The sequence below is a fragment of the Jiangella aurantiaca genome (assembly GCF_004349105.1).
In the GTDB taxonomy this organism is placed as follows: Bacteria; Actinomycetota; Actinomycetes; order Jiangellales; family Jiangellaceae; genus Jiangella; species Jiangella aurantiaca.
This window is the reverse complement of record NZ_SMLB01000040.1, coordinates 32,734-55,728: the sequence shown is the minus strand read 5'-3', so window position 1 is coordinate 55,728 and position 22,995 is coordinate 32,734. Positions and strand designations below refer to the sequence as shown.

Annotated in this window: 22 protein-coding genes and 1 tRNA gene; 13 read left to right on the top strand and 10 right to left on the bottom strand. The window is 71.9% G+C overall.

Annotated elements, in window-relative coordinates:
* Positions 1 to 148 precede the first annotated feature (148 nt).
* Both trpS and E1262_RS22520 read right to left on the bottom strand, forming a co-directional pair.
* Complete coding sequence (gene trpS / locus E1262_RS22525; protein WP_132105831.1) at positions 149 to 1,204, bottom strand: tryptophan--tRNA ligase; 1,056 nt, start codon at positions 1,202 to 1,204, stop codon at positions 149 to 151.
* Between the two features lie 155 nt (positions 1,205 to 1,359).
* Positions 1,360 to 1,902: a hypothetical protein gene (locus E1262_RS22520; RefSeq protein ID WP_132105829.1), complete on the bottom strand. Its 543-nt coding sequence runs from the start codon at positions 1,900 to 1,902 to the stop codon at positions 1,360 to 1,362.
* Positions 1,903 to 2,229: 327 nt separating this feature from the next.
* Here E1262_RS22520 and E1262_RS22515 point away from each other — a divergent pair, with 327 nt between their 5' ends.
* On the top strand, positions 2,230 to 6,465 hold the full coding sequence (locus E1262_RS22515) for a DUF4011 domain-containing protein (RefSeq protein ID WP_132105827.1): 4,236 nt from the start codon (positions 2,230 to 2,232) through the stop codon (positions 6,463 to 6,465).
* Positions 6,466 to 6,479: 14 nt separating this feature from the next.
* On the opposite strand, the gene E1262_RS22510 is transcribed toward E1262_RS22515, so the two are convergent.
* Both E1262_RS22510 and E1262_RS22505 read right to left on the bottom strand, forming a co-directional pair.
* On the bottom strand, positions 6,480 to 6,935 hold the full coding sequence (locus tag E1262_RS22510) for a GbsR/MarR family transcriptional regulator (RefSeq protein ID WP_132105825.1): 456 nt from the start codon (positions 6,933 to 6,935) through the stop codon (positions 6,480 to 6,482).
* On the bottom strand, positions 6,932 to 7,522 hold the full coding sequence (locus E1262_RS22505) for a winged helix-turn-helix domain-containing protein (RefSeq protein ID WP_132105823.1): 591 nt from the start codon (positions 7,520 to 7,522) through the stop codon (positions 6,932 to 6,934). The genes E1262_RS22510 and E1262_RS22505 overlap by 4 nt, the downstream gene beginning before the upstream one ends.
* Positions 7,523 to 7,696: 174 nt before the next feature.
* Here E1262_RS22505 and E1262_RS22500 point away from each other — a divergent pair, with 174 nt between their 5' ends.
* Together E1262_RS22500 and E1262_RS31020 are read left to right on the top strand one after the other, a co-directional pair.
* Entirely contained in the window at positions 7,697 to 8,155 is a 459-nt protein-coding gene (locus E1262_RS22500) for a CBS domain-containing protein (RefSeq protein WP_132105821.1), read from the top strand.
* A 66-nt stretch (positions 8,156 to 8,221) separates the two neighbouring features.
* Positions 8,222 to 8,359: a hypothetical protein gene (locus E1262_RS31020; protein ID WP_203454219.1), complete on the top strand. Its 138-nt coding sequence runs from the start codon at positions 8,222 to 8,224 to the stop codon at positions 8,357 to 8,359.
* Between the two features lie 55 nt (positions 8,360 to 8,414).
* Here the strand turns inward: E1262_RS31020 and mscL are convergent, their stop codons facing one another.
* From mscL to E1262_RS22475, 5 genes are all read right to left on the bottom strand, one after another.
* Positions 8,415 to 8,804 carry a large conductance mechanosensitive channel protein MscL gene (gene mscL / locus E1262_RS22495; RefSeq protein ID WP_132105819.1) on the bottom strand — a complete coding sequence of 130 codons (390 nt, stop codon included), beginning with the start codon at positions 8,802 to 8,804 and terminating at the stop codon, positions 8,415 to 8,417.
* A 75-nt stretch (positions 8,805 to 8,879) separates the two neighbouring features.
* Positions 8,880 to 9,506: a Flp pilus assembly protein CpaB gene (gene cpaB / locus E1262_RS22490; protein ID WP_132105818.1), complete on the bottom strand. Its 627-nt coding sequence runs from the start codon at positions 9,504 to 9,506 to the stop codon at positions 8,880 to 8,882.
* A gap of 100 nt (positions 9,507 to 9,606) precedes the next feature.
* Complete coding sequence (locus tag E1262_RS22485) at positions 9,607 to 9,912, bottom strand: FmdB family zinc ribbon protein (protein WP_132105816.1); 306 nt, start codon at positions 9,910 to 9,912, stop codon at positions 9,607 to 9,609.
* 108 nt (positions 9,913 to 10,020) lie between these two features.
* Positions 10,021 to 10,593 carry a hypothetical protein gene (locus E1262_RS22480; RefSeq protein WP_132105814.1) on the bottom strand — a complete coding sequence of 191 codons (573 nt, stop codon included), beginning with the start codon at positions 10,591 to 10,593 and terminating at the stop codon, positions 10,021 to 10,023.
* On the bottom strand, positions 10,590 to 11,177 hold the full coding sequence (locus E1262_RS22475; RefSeq protein WP_132105812.1) for a hypothetical protein: 588 nt from the start codon (positions 11,175 to 11,177) through the stop codon (positions 10,590 to 10,592). The genes E1262_RS22480 and E1262_RS22475 overlap by 4 nt, the downstream gene beginning before the upstream one ends.
* Positions 11,178 to 11,359: 182 nt before the next feature.
* Here E1262_RS22475 and E1262_RS22470 point away from each other — a divergent pair, with 182 nt between their 5' ends.
* The gene (locus tag E1262_RS22470) at positions 11,360 to 13,924 is read left to right on the top strand and encodes a penicillin acylase family protein (protein WP_203454218.1); all 2,565 of its coding nucleotides are present in this window, start codon (positions 11,360 to 11,362) and stop codon (positions 13,922 to 13,924) included.
* 374 nt (positions 13,925 to 14,298) lie between these two features.
* Here the strand turns inward: E1262_RS22470 and E1262_RS22465 are convergent, their stop codons facing one another.
* Positions 14,299 to 14,895 carry a 5-formyltetrahydrofolate cyclo-ligase gene (locus tag E1262_RS22465; protein WP_238993015.1) on the bottom strand — a complete coding sequence of 199 codons (597 nt, stop codon included), beginning with the start codon at positions 14,893 to 14,895 and terminating at the stop codon, positions 14,299 to 14,301.
* A gap of 195 nt (positions 14,896 to 15,090) precedes the next feature.
* On the opposite strand from E1262_RS22465, the gene galU reads away from it, so the two are divergent.
* From galU to E1262_RS22420, 9 genes are all read left to right on the top strand, one after another.
* On the top strand, positions 15,091 to 16,032 hold the full coding sequence (gene galU, locus E1262_RS22460) for a UTP--glucose-1-phosphate uridylyltransferase GalU (RefSeq protein ID WP_132105808.1): 942 nt from the start codon (positions 15,091 to 15,093) through the stop codon (positions 16,030 to 16,032).
* Positions 16,033 to 17,259 carry a molybdotransferase-like divisome protein Glp gene (gene glp / locus E1262_RS22455; RefSeq protein WP_132105806.1) on the top strand — a complete coding sequence of 409 codons (1,227 nt, stop codon included), beginning with the start codon at positions 16,033 to 16,035 and terminating at the stop codon, positions 17,257 to 17,259.
* A gap of 44 nt (positions 17,260 to 17,303) precedes the next feature.
* Entirely contained in the window at positions 17,304 to 17,732 is a 429-nt protein-coding gene (moaC, locus tag E1262_RS22450) for a cyclic pyranopterin monophosphate synthase MoaC (protein ID WP_203454216.1), read from the top strand.
* On the top strand, positions 17,729 to 18,217 hold the full coding sequence (locus E1262_RS22445; RefSeq protein ID WP_132105802.1) for a MogA/MoaB family molybdenum cofactor biosynthesis protein: 489 nt from the start codon (positions 17,729 to 17,731) through the stop codon (positions 18,215 to 18,217). The genes moaC and E1262_RS22445 overlap by 4 nt, the downstream gene beginning before the upstream one ends.
* On the top strand, positions 18,214 to 18,831 hold the full coding sequence (locus E1262_RS22440; protein WP_132105800.1) for a GNAT family N-acetyltransferase: 618 nt from the start codon (positions 18,214 to 18,216) through the stop codon (positions 18,829 to 18,831). Before E1262_RS22445 ends, E1262_RS22440 begins: the two co-directional genes overlap by 4 nt.
* 149 nt (positions 18,832 to 18,980) lie before the next feature.
* On the top strand, positions 18,981 to 19,613 hold the full coding sequence (locus tag E1262_RS22435) for a YceI family protein (protein WP_132105798.1): 633 nt from the start codon (positions 18,981 to 18,983) through the stop codon (positions 19,611 to 19,613).
* Positions 19,614 to 19,706: 93 nt separating this feature from the next.
* A complete protein-coding gene (gene sepX, locus E1262_RS22430; RefSeq protein WP_132105796.1) occupies positions 19,707 to 20,555 on the top strand; it encodes a divisome protein SepX/GlpR in 849 nt (282 codons plus the stop codon).
* A 51-nt stretch (positions 20,556 to 20,606) separates the two neighbouring features.
* Positions 20,607 to 20,679: transfer RNA gene (locus tag E1262_RS22425), tRNA-Ala, on the top strand.
* 730 nt (positions 20,680 to 21,409) lie between these two features.
* A complete protein-coding gene (locus tag E1262_RS22420) occupies positions 21,410 to 22,978 on the top strand; it encodes a type I restriction-modification system subunit M (protein ID WP_132105793.1) in 1,569 nt (522 codons plus the stop codon).
* Positions 22,979 to 22,995: the final 17 nt, after the last annotated feature.

Genomic DNA, 22,995 nt, shown 5'->3' with positions numbered 1-22,995 from the left:
GCCGATCCCCCGTCCGGAGCGGAGGATCGGCAGCCCACCGAGCTGCCACAGCCCGGTGAGCAGCGGCCCTGACGATTCGTCGGCCGCCCCGGGGCGCGTCCGGTGACCCCACCATCACCGGACGCGCCCCTTTCAACTCGGTGCCTCTTCAATAGGCGCTCATCCCGAGCGCGTCCTGGACCTCGGTCAGCGTGGACTCGGCCAGCGCCGACGCGCGCTCGGCCCCGTCGGCCAGCAGTGACCGGACCAGCCCCGGCTCCGCCGCGAACGCCGCCCGCCGCTCTCGTACCGGCCGCAGCTCCTCGTTCACGACCTCGGTGACCAGCGCCTTCAGCAGTGCCGACCCGCCGGCGCCGACCTGTGTCGCGACCTCCTCCGGCGCGACGCCCAGGCACAGCGCCGCGACCTCGACCAGCGACGACACGCCCGGCCGCTCGGCCGGGTCGTAGGTGATGTCACGACGAGCATCGGTCACCGAGCGCCTGATCAGCCGCGCCGTCTCGTCCGCCGTCGCCTTGAGCGCGATCGCGTTGCCACGGCTCTTGCTCATCTTGCGGCCGTCGACGCCGAGCAGCCGCGGGGCGGGTGACAGCAGCGCCTGCGGCTCGCCGAACACCGCCCGCCCGCCGGCGTACCGCTCGTTGAACCGCCGCGCGATGGTCCGGGTCTGCTCGACGTGCGGCAGCTGGTCGTCGCCGACGGGGACCAGATTGCCGTGGCAGAAGAGGATGTCCGCCGCCTGGTGCACCGGGTACGTCAGCAGGAGCCCGCTGATCGACGCCAGGCCGGACGCCGCCGCCTCGTCCTTCACCGTCGGGTTGCGTTGAAGCTCGGCCACCGTCGTCAGGGAGAGGAACGGCAGCAGCAGCTGGTTCAGCGCCGGCACCGCGCTGTGCGCGAACACCGTCGTCCGGTCCGGGTCGATGCCGGCGGCGAGATTGTCCAGGACGACCTCGCGCACGTTCGCGGCGATCTCGCCCGGCGACAGCCGGTCGGTGATCACCTGGTAGTCGGCGACGACGAGGAAGGTCTCGACGCCCTGGCGCTGCAGGCGGACGCGGTTGAGCAACGTCCCGAAGTAGTGGCCGAGGTGCAGCGGGCCGGTCGGCCGGTCGCCGGTGAGCACGCGGTACCGCGACGGATCGGCCGCCACGTCGGCCGGATCGGCCAGCAGCGGGATGTCGAGGGTGGTGGTGAGGGTCATGACGCTCTCCGATCGGTGGGCAGGGCCACCGCGAGAGCTGTCACCTGTCCGGCCGCCGTCGCGGCGGCCGATGAGCATGCTGAAGTGGGCCGCCTACGAAGGCAGCCACCACACCAGCACGAGGGACTTCACCCCCCTACCTTACCGTGCGGGCGTCAGCCGATCGGCGCGCAGTTCGCCCCGAGCTGCGTCATGCCCTCGACGAAGCCGGCGGTCAGCTCGGCGGCCTGGGCGACCTGCTCCGCGCTCGTCTCGGCGGAGCTGTCCGTCAGCGCCGTCCACGCCTGCGCGGCCTGGTCGCCGACAGCCACTGCGGCGCTCGCCTGCGCCTGCTCGGCCTCGTCGGCCGGCAGCGGCACGTCGTGGACGGCCGCGACCAGCGCGCTGGTCCCCGTCTGAACCGCGGCGAGGTTTGCGACGTCCAGCCGCACCTCGGGACCCTGCGCCATGATCGGCTGCTCCGCCGCGACCGTCGTGCAGGCGTCGGTGACGCCGGCGGCCCAGTCCGCGATCGTCCCGGACGGACGCGGCTCGCCGTCCGCGGCCGAGCCACCCGACCCGCCGCTGGACGCGACCAGCACTACGCCGACAACGGCCGCCACCAGCAGGAACGCCGCGGCCAACCCGAGGGTCAGCTTGGTGCGGCGCGGCGGCGGGCGGTGGGCGACGGCCGAGGGGACGTCCTCGAGCAGTTTCACGACTCACACCTTTCGAGCCTGACGTGGTTCCGGGTCTCTTTTCGTGCCGGAACCCTCGCCCCCCGTGACCGGCGACACTCTAGTCCAAAGCCGACCGCGTGGTCCCGGGCGGCGGCGAGTCCCACAAGGGAATGGAAACTACGCCATGGCTCCGGCCGGCATGGCACATACCCGGTTGCGCGCCGGAGACCCGGTTCGGACAAACCGGACGGCCTGCGGTTAAACCTGTGCACGTGTTCGGCTTGCCTCCCCACGCGGGCGGGGTTCGCGAACTAACCTCCGGGGTGTGAGGCATCCGGTTCCCCAGCTCCCGATCCCGTGAGCGCGATGCGCAGCGACGCGGTCGCCGGCCCCGTTCCGACCCGGTCGGAGCTGGTCGCTCACGCCGTCGAGCGGTGGAGTGGCGAGCTCGCCGCGCTCGGCGGGCGGGATCCGCTGCTGTCCTATCGCGACCTCAAGGTCGGGACGCTCGACCTCGCCGCCGCCGAGCCGGAGGCACGCAAACTGCTGCTCGAGGGCGAGCCCGTCCTGGTCTCCAAGCTGTTCCCGTACGAGCCACTGCGCACGTCGGCGCTGCGGTCGGTGCGGGCCATCCGCGACAAGTCCCACGAGCTGGCCGAGGAGCGCGGCATCGCCGTGTGCTACCTCGCGGTCGGCATCGCGACCTGGGCGAACCCGTTCGCGGCCCGCCGGCCGACGGCGCCGGTCATGCTCCGGTCGGCGGTCGTCGAGGCGCGCGACCCGGCCGAGACAGACTTCACCATCACCATCGCCGACGACCCGTTCGTCAACCCGGTCCTGCTGTGGGCGCTGGACTCCCAGCTCGGGCTGCGGTTCGCCACCGACGACCTGCGCGACCCGGCCGGGCGGATGCGGTATGCGACGGTCGTCGAGCGGCTGCGCGAGTTCGCCCCGCCGCACGTCGTCGACGGGTTCGCCATCGCGCACCGGGCGGTGCTCGCGACGTTCACCACGGTCCCGCTGGCGCTCAGCCGCGACCTCGCCGCGCTCGGCGTCGACCTGCAGGGCAACGACGTCGTGGCCGCGCTGGCCGGCGACCCCGCCGCGCTGTCCGCCATCACCCGGCCCGGCAGTCCGGGCGAGCTGCGTTATCGCGTGCTCGACACCGACAGCGAGCAGGACGAGGTGGTTGCAGCCGCCGCCGGCGACGGCCACCTGCGGGTCGCCGCGGCGCCCGGCACCGGTCGCACGCAGACCGTCGCGGCGCTGGTCGCGGAGCTGGTCGGACGGGGTCAGCGGGTGCTCGTCGTGGGCGAGAAGCGGGCCGTCCTCGACGACCTCGTCGCCCGGCTGGACTCCGTCGGCCTGCGCGACGTCGTCCTCGACGCGGGCCGCACGCCGCCAGCTGTCACCGTCCAGCAGATCGCCGAGACCGCCCGCCGGCTGCGGCAGGCTCGTCCCGGCGAGTTCGAGCACGTCACGCCCGGCACCGCCGCCGCGCTGGCCGCGGAGCTCGACGCCTACCGCGACGCGATCCACGCGATCCGCCAGCCGTGGGGCTCGACGGCGCACGAGGCGATGGTGCTGGTCGCGACGGCGCAGGAGTTCGCCCGGACGTCCGCGCGGGTCGATCCCGACGTCCTCGCGCGGGCCGGCAGCACGGCGCACGTCCGGCTGCAGCTGCGCGACTTCGCCAACATCGAGGGCCTGACGCTGACGGAGTCCGGCTCGCCGTGGTTCGGCTCCGACGTCCCCGACATCCGCGCCGCCGACGCCCTGCTCGGCACCGTCACCGAGCTGCGCGAACGGGCGCTGCCGCGGCTGAAGAACGCCGCCACCCGGGCCGCCGTCGAGGTCGGGCTGGCCGGGCCGGGCACCGTCGCGGAGTGCCTCGAGACCGTCGACCTGCTGGCGTCGGTCGGGCGCACCGTCGAGACGCTCGGCGGGCAGATCTGGGACGAGCCGCTCGACGAGCTCGCCGCGGCCAGCGGCGACCGCGCCTACCGCGCGTCGCACGGCATGGCGACCGGCTTCTTCGCCCGCCGAAAGCTGCGCAAACGCCTCGCCGACCTCACCGGCAAGGCGGGCCGGCAGCACCGTCCGCGGCTGCACGAGGGCCTGATCGCCGCGCAGCAGCAGTTGGCCACGTGGCGCGAGCGGTCCCGCGACGGCAAGCCGCCGCGCACCGGGCCGCACCTGGCCAACGCTGTCGACGCCGCGAAGGGCGTCCGGCACGCGCTGGCCTCGCTGGCCGAGGGCAACCCGCGGACCGCCGACCTCGAGCACCTGTCCTTCGCCGATGTGGCGAAGCGGCTGGACGAGCTGATCGCCGACAGCGGTCACCTCCGTTCGCTGCCACGGCTGTACGAGCTGCAGGCCGAGCTGTCCGCCGCCGGGCTGGACGACCTCATCGCCGAGCTGCGCCGCCGCGGCATCGGCCCGGACCACGTCGAGGCGGTCTTCGATTACGCGTGGTACTCGTCGCTGCTGGACCTGTGGCGCTCCACGGACCCCGCGCTCGGCCGGTTCGACCGGTACGCGCACGAGCGGCGGCTGGAGGAGTTCCGCGCCGCCGACATGGTCGAGGTACGGGCTGCCGCCGGTCGCGTGCTGGAGGCGCGGCGGGCGCTGTTCGCCGAGGCCGCCGAGCAGCACGAGGGTCAGGCCGCGGTCCTGACCGAGTCGCCTGACAGCGCGCTGCCGGTCGCTCCGCGCGCGCTGGTCGAGGAGGCGCCGGAGCTGGTGCTGGCGACCGTGCCGTGCTGGGTGGCGTCGCCGCTGTCCGTCGCCGAGCTGTTGCCGCCGCGGCCGCTGTTCGACGTGGTCGTCGTCGAGGACGCCGGCCGGCTCGCCGTCGCCGAGGCCGTCCCGGCGCTGGCCCGCGGCGCCCGCGTCGTGCTCGTCGGCGACGATGACGTCGCGCGCCCCCCGTTCACCACCGCCGTCGAGCCCGCGCCGGATCCCGACGAGCAGGAGGGTCCGTGGGGGCAGGACCCGCCCGCCTCCGTCGTCGACCTGCTCCGCGACGCACTGCCGGAGCGGCTGCTCACCGGGCAGTACCGCGTCCGCGACGACCGCCTCGTCGGATTCGCCGAGCGCACTACGCACGCCGCCCGGCTCACGACCGTCCCCGGCGTCGGCGGCAACGACCGCGTGACCATGGAGATCGTCGACTCCGACCCGATCGCCGACGACCCCGTCGACAGCTCGTCCGACGAGGTCGACCGCGTCGTCGAGCTGGTACTCGACCACGTCCGCAAGCGGCCGCACGAGAGTCTCGGCGTCGTGACGCTCGGGCCGCGGCACGCCGAGCGGCTGGACGCGGCGCTGCGGCACGCGCTGATCCGGGCCCCCGAGGTCGCGCCCCACCTGCGCGGCGACCGCGCCGAGCCGTTCTTCATCAAGGACGTCGAGCGCGTCTCCGGCGACGTCCGCGACGCGATCATCCTCACGCTGGGGTACGGCCGGTCGGTCGACGGCCGCATCCTGTACCGGTTCGGAGCGCTGGGCCGGCCCGGCGGCGAACGGCGGCTCAGCGCGGCGACCCTGTGCTCGCGCGAGCGGCTCACCGTCGTTGCGACCTTCGGCGCCGACGACCTCAGCCCCCGGCGGCTGACCACGCCCGGTGCGCAGGCGCTCGGCCAGTTCCTGGCGTACGTGCAGAAGGGGCCGCAGCCCGACTGGGTCGAGGGCGCGACGGCGGCGCCCGGCCGCTCCGGCGTGCTGGCCGAGACCGTCGCCGAGCGTCTCCAGGAGGCCGGCGTCGAGGCGGACGTCGTGCTCGGCCACGGCGGACCCGGCGGCGTCGCCGTCGCGGTGCGCCACCCCACGCGGCGGTCGCGGTTCGTGCTGGCGATCGAGACCGACGGCGAGACGTACGCGGCCCGGCGCGGCGCGCGCGAGCGGGAACGGCTGCGGCAGGAGCAGCTGACCCGGCTGGGCTGGACGGTGCACCGCATCTGGTCAGCGGCGTGGGCGGCCGATCCGGACGCCGAGACCGAGCGGCTGCTGGCAGCGTACGAGCAGGCGGTCAAGGACGCCGACGCCTACGACTGGGCGGTCGCGGCGGCCGAGGCGGACATCGTCGCGGGGATGCCGGAGGACGAGCCGGTGCCGGCTCAGGGCGCCGTCGCCGCTCAGCGGCCGCCTGTCGGTCAGCGGTCGATAGCTGGCCGAGGGGCGAAGGGCGCTGCGTCCAACGGCGACGGCGCCGCGGCGGCGGGGCCGGCCGGCGACTCGGCCGCGGGCACGCCGTCCGGTGACGGCGCGACGGCGGAGGCATCGCCGCAGGCCGAGTCCGCCGGCCAGGAGCCGGCGGCCGGATCGTCCGGCGTAGGATCCGCGGACACCGAGGCACAGTCCGAGCCGGTGCGTCAGGGCAACCGCCCGCTGATCGTCAGCGGGCGCTCGGTCAGCGACTACACCGGTCGCGAACTGGCCGCCCTGGCCCGCTGGACCGAGTCCGACGGCGTCGCCCGCCGTGTGGACGACGTGGTCGCGCTGCTCGCCACGGACCTCGGCCTCGACGTCGCCGAAGCGCGCACCGCCGACGTCTTGCGCCACGCCGTCCGCGTCGCACGCGCCGGCTCGCCCGCGGCGTAGACCCCGCCCCCTGATCAGGGGAGCGGGTCGCGCTGCCGGAGGTGGTCGGCCCACGCGGACTCCATCCGCTGCTGGTAACCGTCCAGCCAGACGAGCCGGTCGTGCAGGCGGGTCAACCGCCGGCGGGGACCGTCCTGGTCCGGAGTGAGGCTCGCCAGCAGCTCCGTGATGATCGCCGCAGACCGGAGCAGCTGTGGCCGGTCGTGGCCGACCGCGCCGTCGCCGAGATCGTCTGCTGCCCGGAACCAGTGCCGGCGCGACGCGGCCACCCGGACCTCCCGGACGTCGCCGCGATCGGTCAGCTCGCGGATCGCCGTCGACACCGAACCGGCGCTGGCGCCCAGCTCGGCGGCCAGATCGGCGCTGGACAACGGCTCGTCCGTCAACATGAGGACGGCCAGGACGCGGGCGGCCGCGCGGCTCCAGCCGGCCCGGGTCAGGACGGCCGCGAGGTCGTCCGCCGGCGTCATGTCGAGACCGGGCCCGTGGGGAAGAACCAGTACAGCACTCGGACCGGCCGGCTGCCGGGCGGACGGTCCGTAGCGTGCGCCCGCCGGGAGCGGGGGAGGATGTGCTCCTGCAGGAGCCGCTCGTAGGCCGCCTGGAACTCCGCCGCCTCCTCGGCGGTGAGCCAGGTCCAGCAGTCGCTCTCGACCGTCGTCTCGGCCCAGGCCGGCTCCTCGCGGCGGCGCGCACGCCAGTCGCGGATCGCCTGCACCTGGCGCTCCAGCTGGACGTCCTGGACGGCGTCGAGGGCGCGCTCCAGTTCGCCCGACATCTGGTCGACCCGGCGAAACTCCAGGACGAGCCGCCAGCGCCGGGTGCGTCCAGGCCCGGTGCCGGCCTCCTCGACGTAGCCGTAGCGGGCCAGCTGCCGCAGGTGCCACGAGCAGTTGGCGGGCGACTCGTTCAGCCGCGCGGACACCTCGGTGGCGGTGGCGGTCCCGAGCTCCGCCAGCAGGTCCAGGATCGCCAGGCGCAGCGGATGCGCGAGCGCGCGCAGCTCGGCGGGGTCGCGCAGCTCACGCCGCGGCACGGCGGGCGGCTGGTCGCTCATGGCGCGCAGGGTAGCCCTCGAAGGACTCCTTTCGCAACAGTCCTTTCGACGTGACCCCAGACGGTGGTCCGGTCGCTGACCGGCGGATCCAGAAATCAGGCGCCGGTCTCACAGGAAGGTGTTCTACGCTGGTGATCTTCCAGCAAGTGGGTCGTTCAGGGGGAGCAGAGAACAGTGCGCGTCGCCGAGATCATGACCAATGCCACCATCACCGACTCCACCACGGGGACGCTGCGCAGTGCCGCGGAGCAGATGTGGAAGCAGCAGACCGGGTCGGTGGTCATCGTCGACGGTGACGCGATCGTGGGCATCGTCACCGAGCGCGACGTCATGCGGGCGGTCGGCCGGGGCGCGGACCCGGACGAGGCGTCGATCGCCGAGGTCATGACCCGCGACGTCATCACCGCCGAGCCCGACACCCACGTGCGCGACGCGGCCCGCCTGATGGCTCAGCACTGGATCCGGCACCTGCCGATCGTCGAAGCCGGCCGCCTGGTCGGCATCCTGAGCCAGCGCGACGTCACCGGCGTGTTCGCGGCGCTCTGGCACGAGACCGGGGCGCCGGAGATCGACGTCGACAACCTGGTCCGGGAACGCCGCCTCGCCCGTGTCGAGGCCGGCGACCTGGACTGAACCGCGGATCGACCGGCCGGCACCGGAGCCGGCCGGAGGGTTCGAGCAACGAGAGGAACCACGGGCATGAGCAGTGCATCCGGGTGGGAGGACGACCTCGAGGTCCTGCCCGACACCACCTCTGACGAACGCCCCACCGGTTGGGGCGACGACGACTCCTCCAACGACGCGCGGCTGCTCGAGGAGCGTCCGCCGCACTGGTGACCACCGTGACCGCCGGGGCGCCACCCGCTCGAGGCGGCGCCCCGGCGATCGCCGGTCAGACGCGGTCGCGCAGGGCGTCGCGGATCTCGCGGAGCAGCAGGATGTCCTCCGGCGGCACCGCCTCCTCCTCGGCCTCCGGCTCCTTGGCCCGCATCTCACGCAGCTTGTTGATCGGCAGGACGATGAAGAAGTAGACGGCCGCCGCGACGCAGAGGAAGTTGAAGATCGCGGCCAGGACGACGCCGATGGAGAACTGTGCGTCGTTGATCTCGAAGTTGCCGACGGCCGCAAGGTCCGGCCGGCCGAAGACCGCCGCGATCAGCGGGTTGATGAACCCCTCGACGATCGCGGAGACGATCGCCGTGAACGCGGTGCCGATGACCACCGCGACGGCGAGATCGACGACGTTCCCCCGGCTGATGAACTCCCTGAAGCCCTTGAGCATCCGCTGTCCCTTCTCCCGTCCGAGGACGCTTGGCCGGGGCCACCTTAGTCGCAGAACAGCCGTGATCAGGGGAAATCACGACACACCGACGGTGAACGACAGACGTGACGTGACAGCGGCAGCGGCGAGCCCTGCGGCCTGATCGGGGGTCGCGGCGACGAGGACCAGCGCACCTTCGGCGAGCGTGGCCTCGCCCGCCGCCGGCACCGCCAGCACCGGGACGTCCGCCGCGACGACGTCGGTGCGCGCCGCGCCGTCCAGGGCCGTCGCCAGTAGGTCGATCCGGTCACCGGGACGCAGGTAGCCCGCCGCGCCCGCGTCGGCGACCCGCACGGGAGCCGCGACGACGTCCGGACCCCACCCGTCGAGCAGGCCCGGCCCGAGCAGTCGCCGGTCGGTGATCGGCTCGCCGGCCCGGACGGGCGCCGCGAGCAGCGCCCCCTCGGCGTCTGGCCGGGCGACCGCGCCCCTGGGGACGGCGCCGGGCGGGAACGCCGCTGTGGTCAGGTCGTCGTCGGCGAGGACGGTGCCGCCGGGCAGGTCGCGGGCGGCGACGAGCACGTCGACGGTGGCCGGAGCGGCGGGCGAGGCGGCCTGGATGGCGAACGCCACCGCCGCCGCGGCCAGCCCGCCGGCGAGCAGCCGGCGATGCCAGCCGGCCGCGCGGACCAGACGGTGCAGAGCGGAGCGGGGGTCGTCCATGCCGACGACGCTAGGCGCTCCGGAGGCCGCCGAACGGCTTGTCCACAGGCCGGGTTCGAGGAATCCCAGCCATCCACAGGAAGCCGTCGCGGCTGGACGATCAGGCGGCGGGGGAGGAGGCCTTCGAGCCGGAGGAGTCCTTCGAGGTCTTCGTGGACGAGTCGCCGCTGCTCTTGCTGGAGTCGCCGGACGAGCCGTTGCTGCTGGCCGAGGAGCTGGAGGACGTGGTGGAGCGGCTGTCGTTGCGGTAGAAGCCCGAGCCCTTGAACACGACGCCGACGGCGGAGAACACCTTGCGCAGGCGGCCGCCGCACGCGGGGCACTCGGTGAGCGGGTCGTCGCTGAACTTCTGCACGGCCTCCAAGGGCTCGCCGCAGTCAGTGCAGACGTATTGGTAGGTGGGCACGCGTGGATCCTCCTGGTCGCCGTCGAAGGCCGACGGCTCTTAGCACTCTCAACCCTCGACTGCCAAGAATAATGCCCGTTTCGGTGGGTCGTTGTCCACGCGGGCGCCTCACCGCTGCAGGGTGAACACGACACCGACCGCGGCGACCGCCCAGAGCACGCTCGCCAGCGTCCCGATGATGAACCGCTCGGACGCGGCCGACTGGCTCAGTTCGGGGAACCGGCCGATGCCCTTGCCGCCCAGGACGATCGCGATGCCTTCCGGCCACCCGGCCAGGATCGTGACGGCGACCGCGATCCGCTCGAGCACCCCGATGGACGTGCCGCCGCGCAGCGTCTGAGGGTCGGAGACGCTCGCGGACGCGTCGCCGGTGACACCGTCCTCAGCGGTGACGGTCTTGCCGCGGTCCGCGACGCGCAGCAATGCCGTGACGACCAGGCTGCCGCCGGTGATCGCGGTGACCACGGCCGCCACCCGCGCGACGTTCAGGAGTGCCGGACCCGCCGGGTCGCCGGCCAAGCCGAACAGCGTCGCCGCGGCCACCAGCGTGACCGGGACGGCCGCGCCGAGCAGCCAGGTCCGGGTCGTCGCCTCGGGCCGGCGTTCGTGCTCGACGAGGTACCAGACGATGCCACCGGCCACGGCCGCGACGGCCAGCAGGACCACCGCCACCGCCGTCATGCGGCCTCCTGGAGCAGCCGCGCCACGACCGGCCGGGCGTCGCGTTCCTGCTGCCAGAGCGCGACCGCCAGCCGCTGCCCGACGGCCTGTCGGGTGACACCCAGGATGTCGGCGGCCTCGGCGAACGTGTGGCCGGCCTCGACGAGGTCGATGGCGGCCCAGCCGGCGGTGCTGCGCCGCGCGACGACGGCCGCGATCAGCGTCAGGACGGCATCGGCCTCCTGCGCGCGCCCGGCGTCGGGCCCGGCGACGGCGACGTGCTGCGGCCGCTGCTTGGCGGCGTCCAGCGCCTCGCGTGCGTGGATGAAGGCCGGGCCGCGCGCCGACCGGGTGCTGTTGGGCAGGGGCTCCTCGACCGGCCCGGCGCCGATGCCGATGCTCCACGCGTCGACCCGCAGCAGCAGCCGCGCCGCCTCGACCGCCGCCTCGGGCTCGGCGAGCACCCCCTGGAACTCGTCGCCGGCGGTGCGCTCGAACGGCAGCAGCGGCTCGTGGACCAGCTGCTTCAGCGTGGACAAGGCGTCTTCGACCAGATCGCGGCTGCGGCGGCTGCCGCGCTGGTCGACGGTCAGGACGAACGGCACACTGCAAGGCTACGACCTGGCGTCCAGTCGCGCAAGGCTGAAACCTTGCTAGCCACAGCGAAAGGCCCAGACGTTGCCAACCGCTATGCCAGCCGGACGGCTTGACACCCCGCGAATCGGGCGCCGAGCGGAACCCGGCGACGGCAGTCGGGCGGCCGTGATCGGTCGCCTACTCTGTCCCGGTGACTCGTCGCCGCATCGCCGCCGGACTCGCCGTCCTGGCGGGGCTGGTCGTGCTGGCGCTCGTCGCCACCGCGTCCGTCGGCGTGTGGTCGGTGCGCCGCGCCTACCCCGACTACGAGGGCACCGCCGAGATCCCGCGGCTGACGGCCGAGGCCGAGGTCATCCGCGACGAGAACGGCATCCCGCACGTCTACGCCGACACCCCGGAGGACCTGTTCCGGGCGCAGGCGTACGTGCATGCGCAGGACCGGTTCTGGCAGATGGACTTCCGCCGGCACGTCACGTCGGGCCGGTTGTCCGAGCTGTTCGGCGAGGACCAGGTCGAGACCGACGCGTTCGTCCGGACGCTCGGCTGGACCGAGGTCGCCCGCGCCGAGCTGCCGCTGATCAGCCCGGAGAGCCGCCGCTACTTCGACGCCTACGCCGACGGCGTCAATGCTTGGCTGGACCAGACCGACGGCGGCGAACGCGGCCTCGCCTACACGTTGCTGGGCGTGACCGGCGGCGACGACGCGCCGAGCCGCTGGACCCCCGTCGACTCCCTGAGCTGGCTGAAGGCGATGGCGTGGGACCTGCGCGGCAACATGCAGGACGAGCTCAGCCGCTCGCTGCTCGCGGCCAGCGGGCTGCCGGCCGACCGGGTCGAGCAGCTCTGGCCGGACCCGCCCGACTCGCTCACGCCGCCGATCGTCCCGGACGAGTACGTGTCGCCGCGGCTGCCCGACGCGCTGACCGGGACGGACGGCGCGCCCGTGTCGCTGACGCCCGCGGCGGCCGACGCGATCAGCCGGGCCGCCGTGGGCCTCGACGCCGCGCCGGTCACGTTCGGCGACGGTGACGGCGTCGGCTCGAACTCGTGGGTGGTCGGCGGCGACCACACCGAGTCCGGCGCGCCGCTGCTGGCCAACGACCCGCATCTGGCCCCGTCGATGCCGTCGATCTGGTACCAGGTCGGCCTGCACTGCCGCGAGGTCGGCCCGGCCTGCCCGTTCGACGTCGTGGGCTACTCGTTCGCCGGCCTGCCGGGCGTGATCATCGGCCACAACCAGGACGTCGCGTGGGGGTTCACGAACCTCAGCCCGGACGTCACCGACCTCTACCTCGAGCAGGTCCGCGGCAACTCCTACCGCGTCGGCGACGACTGGGTCCCGCTGGAGGCACGCGAGGAGACCATCCGGGTGGCCGGCGCTGACGACGTCACCATCACGGTCCGCAGCACGCGGCACGGTCCGCTGCTGTCCGACCGCGACGACGACATCGAGGACGTCGGCGAGGCAGCCCGCGTCGAGGGCGAGTCGCCGCCGGAGGACGGGTACGAGGTCGCGCTGCGCTGGACGGCGCTCGAACCGGGCCGCACGGCGGACGCGATCTTCGCGCTGAACCGGGCCACCGACTGGGACACGTTCCGGGCCGCCGCCGCGCTGTTCGACGTGCCCTCGCAGAACCTCGTCTACGCCGACACCGACGGCAACATCGGCTACCAGGCGCCCGGGCGCATCCCCGTCCGCACGACGTACGACGGCCGCTACCCGGTCCCGGGCTGGACGGGCACCTACGAGTGGGCCGGCTACATCCCGTTCGCCAGCCTGCCGAGCGTGCTCAACCCGGCCCAGGGCTACGTCGTCACGGCGAACCAGCCGGTCACCAGCGACCGCTACCCGTTGCTGCTCACTGCCGACTTCGACCCCGGGCACCGGGCCGGGCGCATCAACGAGCTCCTCGCCGAGCGGATCGACGACGGCGAGCCGCTCGACGCCGCGGACATGGCCGCGATACAGGTCGACGCGCACAGCGACGCCGCCGACATCCTGGTGCCGTACCTGCTGGAGCTCGATGCTCCCGACGGCTACTACGGCGACGGCCTGCGGCTGCTGCGCGACTGGGACCGGTCGATGACGGCGGACTCCGCGGCGGCGGCCTACTTCAACGCCGTCTGGCGCAACCTGCTCGAGCTGACCTTCCACGACGACCTGCCCGAGGACGAGTGGCCCGACGGCGGCGGCCGCTGGTTCGAGGTCATGCGCGGCCTGCTGGAGGTCCCCGGTGACCCGTTCTGGGACGACGTCGAGACCGAGGGCGGCACCGAGACGCGCGACATCGTCCTCGTCGAGGCGGTCCGCGACGCCCGCGACGAGATGACCAGGGAGCAGGGCAAGGACGCGTCGAAGTGGGAGTGGGGCCGGCTGCACGCGCTGGAGCTGACCGAGCCGACGTTCGGCACGTCCGGCATCGGGCTGATCGAGTGGATGTTCAACCGCGGGCCGGTCGAGGTCGGTGGCGGCGACTCGATCGTGCTGGCCAACGCGTGGGACGCCGCCGAGGGCTACGAGACGGTGTGGTCGCCCTCCATGCGGATGATCGTCGATCTCGGCGACCTCGACGCGTCGCGCTGGATCGACCTCACCGGCGTCAGCGGCCACCCGTTTCACGACAACTACGGTGACCAGACCGAGCTCTGGCGCGACGGCGAGACGCTGCCGATGCGCTGGGACGAGGACTCCGTCCGCGAGGCCGGCGAGTTCAGGTTCACGTTCCAGCCGCCCGAGCCGACCCAGTCCCCGTAGCGCGGTCGGTCGTCTCGGTCGTCCTCTGCAATGGGGCTCTCCGACGTGTTCCGTGGGTCATCGCCGCTCGGTTCGGCCGGGCGTGTAGCGGATGGTGAGTGATCCGGGGTTGCCATAGCTGCACGAATCCCGCAACCATGCCATCGGAGTCGGCCGCCGGCCCAGTTCGGGGCAGGGACGCGAGCCCCTTGCGACCGGAGTCGTCTGGACGGCCAGCCGGCACTCGCCCGAGCGACACCTCACCCGCGTCAGGGCCGTTGCGGGGACCCGAGCGCCCGGTGTGTGAGGTACTCACGCGAGTGAGGTGTCCGCATCACGGGTGACGACACAGCGCGCCGCACACAACTGTCGTCCCGCCCCGCACACGGGCCGGCTCAGCGCAGCCGGTGCACCCCGCTCGGAGTCGCGACGGCGTCGACGGGGACGTCGTGCGGCTCGCGGGGGACCGGGATGTCCAGCACCTCGCCGTCGTGCAGCAGCACGCAGGTGAACACCGGCGTCGTCGACCCCAGCACCCGGGCCAGCACGCGGTCGTACGACCCGCCGCCCCGGCCCAGGCGGTGGCCGCGCCGGTCGACGGCCAGGCCCGGCACCAGCAGCACCGGCGCCGCCGTCACCGCCGCGGGCCCGAGCCGCTCGCCGTCCGGCTCCAGCAGTCCACGTGCGGCCGGCACCAGGTGCTGCGGCCCGGTGTAGCGGGCCCAGTCCACGTCGCCGCCGGGCAGCAGCACCGGCAGCAGCACGTCGACGCCGTCGTCGCTGAGCGCCTCGACCAGTGGCCCGGTGCCGGGCTCGCGGCCGACCGAGACGTACGTGGCCACGGTGGAGGCGGCGGCCACCTCGGGCAGGCCGAGGACGACGTCGCGCAGCCGGCTCGCCGCCGACGCCAGCGCCGTCGCGTCGAGGTCGCGGCGGCGGGCCAGGATACGCTCGCGCAGCGCCCGCTTGGCCTCGCGCACCGTCGTCGTCACGTCTTCACCGTACGGCCGACCGCACGTCGCCCTTCTGCCTGTCCGCCGGTGTTTGTAGGGTGACGCCCAGAATGGAGGGCCATCCATACCGGCGACGACCGGGGGCCGGAGGCTCCCGCGAGTTGTCGGTCGGGACGGAGCGGGTACCTCAGCCTTGGAACGAGGCATGCATGGCCCGACTGGATGAGGAGAGCAATGACTGCAGCGCGAACGGAACAGGACGCTCCGGCCGGCGCGGTGACGAAGGTGGTCATCCCGGTCGCGGGGCTCGGGACGAGATTCCTGCCGGCCACCAAGGCGACGCCGAAAGAGATGCTGCCCGTCGTCGACAAACCAGCCATCCAGTACGTCGTCGAAGAGGCGGTCGCGGCCGGGCTGTCCGACGTGCTGCTGGTCACCGGGCGCAACAAGGACGCCATCGAGAACCACTTCGACCGCGCCTGGGAGCTGGAGAAGGCGCTGGAGCAGAAGGGCGACCAGGAGCGGCTGCGGCGGGTCATGAAGTCGCAGATCCTGGGCGACATCCACTACGTCCGCCAGGGCGACCCGCGCGGCCTCGGCCACGCCGTCCTCTGCGGCGCGCTCCACGTCGGCGCCGAGCCGTTCGCCGTCATGCTGGGCGACGACCTCATCGACCCCCGCGATCCGCTGCTGCCGCACATGCTCGACGTCCAGAAGCGCTACGGCGGCAGCGTCATCGCGCTCATCGAGGTCGACCCCGCCTTCGCCCACATGTACGGCTGCGCGTCGGTCGAGCCGGCCGAGGACGACGTCGTGCGGGTCACCGACCTGGTCGAGAAGCCCGAGCCCGGCACGGCGCCGAGCAACCTCGCCGTCATCGGCCGGTACGTACTGCACCCGGCGATCTTCGACGTGCTGCGGCGCACCGAGCCCGGCCGCGGCGGCGAGATCCAGCTGACCGACGCGCTCAAGACACTGGCCGGCATGCCCGCCGAGCAGGGCGGCGGGGTGCACGCCGTCGTGTTCCGCGGCCGCCGCTACGACACCGGCGACCGCCTCGACTACCTGCGCACGACCGTCAGTCTGGCCAGCGAGCGCAGCGACCTCGGCAAAGAGTTCCGGGCGTTCCTGCGCGAGTTCGTTGCGCAGCTTCCGCCCGAGGTTGAGGATGACTGAGTGAAGCGTGTCGCCGACCATCTCTCTGACATCCTCGCAGCGGTCCGGCCGCTGAGCGAGCTGGACTTCCAGCTGCTCGACGCGCACGGCTGCGTCGTCACCGAGGACGTCATCGCACCGTGGTCGCTGCCACAGTTCGACAACACCGCCATGGACGGCTACGCGGTCCAGGCCGACGACGTCGCCGCGGCGTCCGCGGACGAGCCGGTCGAGCTGCCCGTCGTCGCGGACATCCCGGCCGGCGACACGCGCGTCAACGCGATCGGGCCGGGGTTGGCCGCGCGCATCATGACCGGTGCGCCGGTGCCGTCGGGCGCCGACGCCATCGTGCCGGTCGAGCAGACCGACGCCGGCACCGCGCGGGTCCGCATCACGGCGCCGGCGAAGCCGGGCGCGCATATCCGGCGGGCCGGGGGCGACGTCCAGGAGGGCGACGTCGTGCTGGGCGCCGGGACGTACCTCGGCGCCGCGCAGATCGGCCTGCTCGCCGCGGTCGGCCGCGACCGCGTCGTCGTCCGGCCGCGGCCCCGCGTCGTCGTCATCTCCACCGGCAGTGAGCTGGTCGAGCCGGGGTATCCGCTGACCACCGGGCAGATCTCCGACTCCAACTCGTTCACGCTGACCGCCGCCGCGCGCGAGGCCGGCGCCGTCGCGTACCGCGTCCCGCCGGTCCCCGACGACAAGGACCGGCTGCTCGGGCTGATCGAGGATCAGCTGATCCGCGCCGACATGGTCATCACGACCGGCGGGGTGAGCGCCGGCGCCTACGACATCGTCAAAGAGGTGCTCTCCGGCCTCGGCACGGTGCAGTTCGACAACGTCGCCATGCAGCCGGGCAAGCCGCAGGGGTTCGGCACCATCGGCGACGACCACACGCCGATCTTCGCGCTCCCCGGCAACCCGGTCAGCGCGTTCGTCTCGTTCGAGGTGTTCGTGCGGCCGGCGATCCGCAAGATGCTCGGTTCGCCGCGGCTGCACCGCCCCAGCGTCAAGGCTGTGCTGCAGGAGCGGCTGCGCTCGCCGGAGGGCCGCCGGCAGTTCGCCCGGGCCCGCGTCCAGACGGCGCAGGACGGCTCGCACCAGGTGCGGCCGATCGGCGCCCAGCAGTCGCACCTCATGGGCGACCTCGCTTACGCCAACGCGCTGATCGTCGTGCCTGAGCACGTCACCGAGGTCGCGGCGGGCCAGGTGGTCGACACCGTCCTGCTCGAACGGCGGCGAGAGTGAGCTCGTCCGGTTTCACGCACCTGGACGATGAGGGTGCGGCGCGCATGGTGGACGTATCGGCGAAGGACGTGACGGTCCGGACGGCGACGGCGTCGGGCCGCGTGCTGGTATCGCCGGCCGTGGTGACGGCGTTGCGGGCCGGGGACGTGCCCAAGGGTGACGCGCTCGCCGTCGCGCGGCTGGCCGGCATCATGGGCGCGAAGAAGACCCCTGACCTCATTCCGCTGTGTCACCCGCTGGCGCTGCACGGGGTGGACGTGACGCTGACGGTGTTGGATGACGCCGTGCGTGTGGTTGCTGTGGTTCGGACAGCCGATCGGACCGGCGTCGAGATGGAGGCGCTGACCGCCGTCGCGACCGCCGCTCTCACCGTCGTCGACATGGTGAAGTCGATCGACAAGGGCGCCGTCATCTCCGACGTCCGGCTCGAGGAGAAGACCGGGGGCAAGTCCGGGACCTGGCGGCGACCATGAGAGCCCTGGTCGTGACGGTGTCGACGCGCGCGGCCACAGGGGTGTACGAAGACCGCGGGGGACCGCTGATCGTGGCCGGGCTGGCCGCTCTGGGGTTCGCGGTGGCCGACCCGACGGTCGTGCCGGACGGCGACGAGGTCGAGGCCGTGCTGCGGTCCGCCGTCGCCGAGGGCTACGACGTCGTCGTCACCACCGGCGGCACCGGCCTCAGCCCCACCGACCACACGCCCGAGATGACCCGTCGCGTCCTCGATGCCGAGGCGCCGGGGCTGGCCGAGGCGATCCGGTCCTACGGGGTCGCGCAGGGAGTGCCGGCGGCGGCGTTGTCGCGCGGCGTGGCCGGCCGGGCCGGGCGCACGCTCATCGTCAACCTCCCGGGCTCGCCCGGCGGCGTGCGTGACGGTCTCGCCGTCCTCGCGCCGGTCCTCCCGCACGCAGTCGACCAGCTCCGCGGCGGTGACCACGCGCCTGGAGGTGGGGCGTGAGGTCCCGGTCCACGCGGCTCGGCTGGCCGGTCGAGCTGAACGAGGGCCCCGTCGGGCTGCGGCCGCTGCACGGGCGCGACCTGCGCGCGTGGACCGAGGTGCGGCAGCGCAGCGAGTCGTGGCTGCGGCCGTGGGAGGCGACGCCCCCGCCGCCGGCCGACCCGTACACGATGAGCTTCCGGCAGATGGTCCGGCTCCACGCCGCCCAGGGCCGCGCCGACGAGTCGCTGCCCTGGGCCGTCACGTACTACGGGCGGCTGGCCGGGCAGCTCAACGTCTCGAACATCATCTGGGGCTCGGCGCGCATGGGCACGGTCGGCTACTGGCTCGACGTCGACCTCGCCGGCCGCGGCATCATGCCCACCGCCGTCGCCATGGCCGTCGACTACTGCTTCTTCGTGTGCGGACTGCACCGGCTCGAAGTGAACATCCGCCCCGAGAACCGCGCCTCGCTGCGCGTCGTCGAGAAGCTCGGCTTCCGCGAGGAGGGGCTGCGGCCGAAGCTGCTGCACATCGACGGCGAATGGCGCGACCATCGTTCGTTCGCGCTGACCGCCGAGGACGTGCCCGAGGGCCTGTTGCGCCGGTGGCGTTCGTCGCGTCTGGCTCCCTGAGCTGTGCGCTGGCGCCGTCGCTGAGCTGCGGCGATGACGCTGCGTGACCGTTTCGATGTGTTTTGCCACCATCTGCAGTTGTTTGACTGTGCGATTATTGCTGCGTACCGCAATGTGGCGACGTCGAATCGAGGCTCTCGGGGGATTGCATGAACGACTCTGCTGGTGTGCGGCTCTGGAACGGGGCGATGCTCCCTACGCCCGGGGTCTTCCAGATCGATCCCGCGCACACCACGGCCGGCTTCGTCGCCCGTCATCTCATGGTCACCCAGGTGCGTGGCCGGTTCGAGAAGGTCGAGGGCACCGTCCACATCGCCGACGACCCGCTGGACTCGTCCGCGAGCGCCGTCATCGACACGGGCTCGATCACCACGGGCGCCGCTGAGCGGGACGCCCACCTGCGCAGTGCTGATTTTCTGGACATCGAGGCGTTCCCGAAGATGAGCTTCATCTCCCGCCAGGTGCACGGTGGCTCGTCGGGACCCAAGTGGTCGGTCGTCAACGGCCAGATGGTCCGCCGTCGCCGCGGCGGCGCCGGCAAGTTCGTGTGCGTCGGCGAGCTGACGATCAAGGGTGTCACCCGTCCGATCGAGCTGGATGTTTCCATCGACGGCGTCAAGGGCGACCCCTGGGGCGGCGAGCGGCTCGCCCTGTCGGCGACGGGCGAGATCGACCGCGAGGCGTACGGCATGACCTGGAACGTGGCGCTCGAGGCCGGCGGCTGGCTGGTGTCGCAGAGGGTCCAGATCGAGATCCGGGCACAAGCGATCAGGATGACCTGAGGTCCCTCTGGTCACACCCGTCACGTGCGTTGCGGACGACACACCGAAGCAGGTCCACCGTGTGAGTTGCATTGCACCGTAGCGTTTTGAGGCATGGGGTACAGCGGTCTCATCTATGCGGCGATCGTCGCAGCGTGGGCCGCCTTTCTCGTGCCCCGCTGGATCCGTCGCAACGAAGAGGTCGAGCGCGCCCGCGAGGCCGATGTCGAGCGCGGCGTCCGCGTCCTGTCGCGTCGCGCCGGCCCGCCGCAGGCTCCCCACGGCGCCGTGACGCTGCCCGCTGCGCCTGCCGCGGCTTCTGAGGCGGCGGTTGCGGCCGCGACCGCGCCGCCCGCTCCGTCTGATGATGCCTTCGCAGTAGCCGCCCGCCGCCGTCGTCGCATGCTCGGCATGCTGCTGGTTCTGCTGGTCGCTTCTGTCGCCCTTGTCGTAATCGGCCGCGTGCCCGCCTGGGCGCCCGCTGGCCCGGCGGTGCTCCTGGTCCTCTTCCTCTTCGTCGCCCGCCGCGCCGCTGTCGTCCAGGCCCGCCGGCGACGCATCCAGGCCCGCCGTGCGGCCACCCAGCGCCGTCGCCCGGAGGCCCGTGACGCCTCCGCCGTCTGGGCCTCGCCCTCCGAGTCCGAGGAAGGGGCTCCTCGCCGCCTGGTGCTCCCTGACGAGCTCGTGGCGCCGGCGCCGTCGGTTGGTGAGGGCGAGGAGTGGTCGCCCGTCGCCGTCCCGCTGCCCACCTACCTCACGAAGCCCAAGGCGACGCGCCCGGCGGCCCGCAAGATCGACCTCACCCAGCCGGGCGCCTGGACCTCCGGCCGGCTGGACCCGGCCAGCTCCATCCAGCTCCCTCACCGCGCCCCCGGCGAACGCCCCGCGGCGTCCTCCGAAACCGCCGCGACCGCCGACGCAGACGAGTCCATTGAGCAGCCCCGCCGCGCCGTCGGCGACTAGGGCCCGATTGGGTGTCCGGCCGGTCCGGGTGGTAAAGTCGCGGGGGTTCCAGGGGCTGTGGCGCAGCTGGTAGCGCACCTCGTTCGCAACGAGGGGGTCAGGGGTTCGAGTCCCCTCAGCTCCACCCTCAGCTCCACCCAATGAGGCTTACTAGAGCCCTCACCGAAGGAGTCAGGGCGTGAGCCCATGCGGGTTGCAGAAGAGGGGCCGGTCCGCACGGACCGGCCCCTTCTTCGTTTGCCTGCCTGCTCGTGGGTCAGGATCGCCGGAAGGCAGCGCCTCCAGCTGGTCAGGGCTCATCTGCCGGTCGACGGCTCGTGCGGCCGCCTGGCTGGCCAGCAGGGCGTGGTGCACGGTTCGTTGGCGTCGCTGGCGCCTACTTCGGTATCCTCGTCCAGCTCGGTAACAACTCCACGGTAGTCGCTCATCTACCGGTAGCGGTGCGTCTATGTCGTGGCTGCAGCCGTCCTGTTTGCTCCGAACTGACGACGCATTGCTCATGGCCAGACGCATCGTTGACACTTCAACAACCGGTCATGGGCGTCCAATGAAGGGAGCTTGTCGAGTTTCTGTATAAGGAGCCGGTCGTTTCTTCTCTCGTGAGTGGTGTTAGAGGTGGGGATTGATGCGGTCGGGGTAGGTGATGGCCAGTTGGGCAAGGGCCTGTTTCCAGTTGGTGACGACCTGGCCTTCGACGAGTCGGCGGGAACCTGTCGGTGCGTCCCGCTAAGTTGAGTCTGAGACCGGTACAGAACCTAAGCACACGCCGTCGGGGTGAAGGAGATACACCTGAAGATGAGCCACCTGACAGCAGCCTGCACCACCAACCTCAGTGCGAGGGTGGTGACGTAATAGTGGCTCCATCGAGCAAGGAAGCTCAGCGCGCTGAGCTTCACAAGACAATCTGGCGCATCGCCAACGACCTGCGTGGCTCGGTCGACGGCTGGGACTTCAAGAGCTATGTCCTGGGTATCCTCTTCTACCGCTTCATCTCGGAGAACCTGACCGCCTACATCAACGAGGGCGAGCGCAAGGCTGGTGACGAGTCGTTCGACTACGCCAAGCTGAGCGACAAGCAGGCCGAGTTCGGTCGTCGGGAGACGGTGGCCGAGAAGGGCTTCTACATCCTGCCGAGCGAGCTGTTCGCCAACGTCCGCAAGCGGGCGGCCAGCGACGAGAACCTCAACGAGACGCTCGAGCGGATTTTCGGCAACATCGAGGGCTCGGCGAAGGGCGCTGACTCTGAGGACGACCTCAAGGGTCTGTTCGACGACCTCGACGTCAACAGTGCCAAGCTCGGCAACACGGTGGCTCGGCGGAACGAGAAGTTGGTCAAGCTGCTCAACGCCATCGGGGACCTGAACCTGGGCGACTTCAATGGGCACACCATCGACACCTTCGGCGACGCGTACGAGTACCTCATGCAGATGTACGCCGCCAATGCCGGCAAGTCGGGTGGCGAGTATTACACGCCCCAGGAGGTCTCCGAGCTCCTCGCACGCATCACAGTGGTCGGCAAGAAGTCGGTCAACAAGGTCTACGACCCGGCGGTCGGCTCGGGCTCGCTGCTGCTGAAGTTCGCCAAGATTCTCGGCAAGGAAAACGTCCGCCAGGGCTTCTTCGGTCAGGAGATCAACCTGACCACCTACAACCTGGCCCGCATCAACATGTTCCTGCACGACGTGAACTACGAGAAGTTCAGCATTGCGCACGGCGACACCCTGATTGATCCGGCCCACTGGGATGACGAGCCGTTCGAGGCGATCGTCTCCAACCCGCCTTACTCGATCAAGTGGGAGGGTGACGCCAACCCGCTGCTAATAAACGATCCGCGCTACTCGCCCGCGGGCGTACTGGCCCCGAAGTCCTACGCTGATCTCGCGTTCACGATGCACATGCTCAGTTGGCTCGCAGTGAACGGTACTGCGGCCATCATTGAGTTCCCCGGCGTCCTCTACCGTGGAGGCGTTGAGCGCAAGATTCGCAAGTACCTCATCGACAACAACTACGTCGATACTGTGGTCCAGTTGCCGCCTGACCTCTTCTTCGGTACGAACATCGCCACCTGCATCCTGGTGCTCAAGAAGTCGAAGAAGGATGCCTCAGTTCTGTTCATTGACGCATCTGCGGAATTCGAGCATGTGGGTAGCAAGAACAAGCTTCAGCCGCACAACCAGGAGAAGATCCTGGAGGCTTTCGTGTCGCGCAAGGACGTAGATCACTTCTCTAGGCTCGTGCCAACAACGGAGATCGCGGAGCGTGAGTACCTCATTTCGGTATCCGCCTACGTCGCAAAGGCAGATACGCGTGAGGCAGTCGACATCGCCGAGCTCAACGCGGAGATCGCTGAAATCGTGGCTCGCCAGGCCGAGCTCCGCGCCATTCTCGATGAAATCGTTGCCGAGCTAGAGGACGCGTCGTGACTCCAATTGAGGCCGCC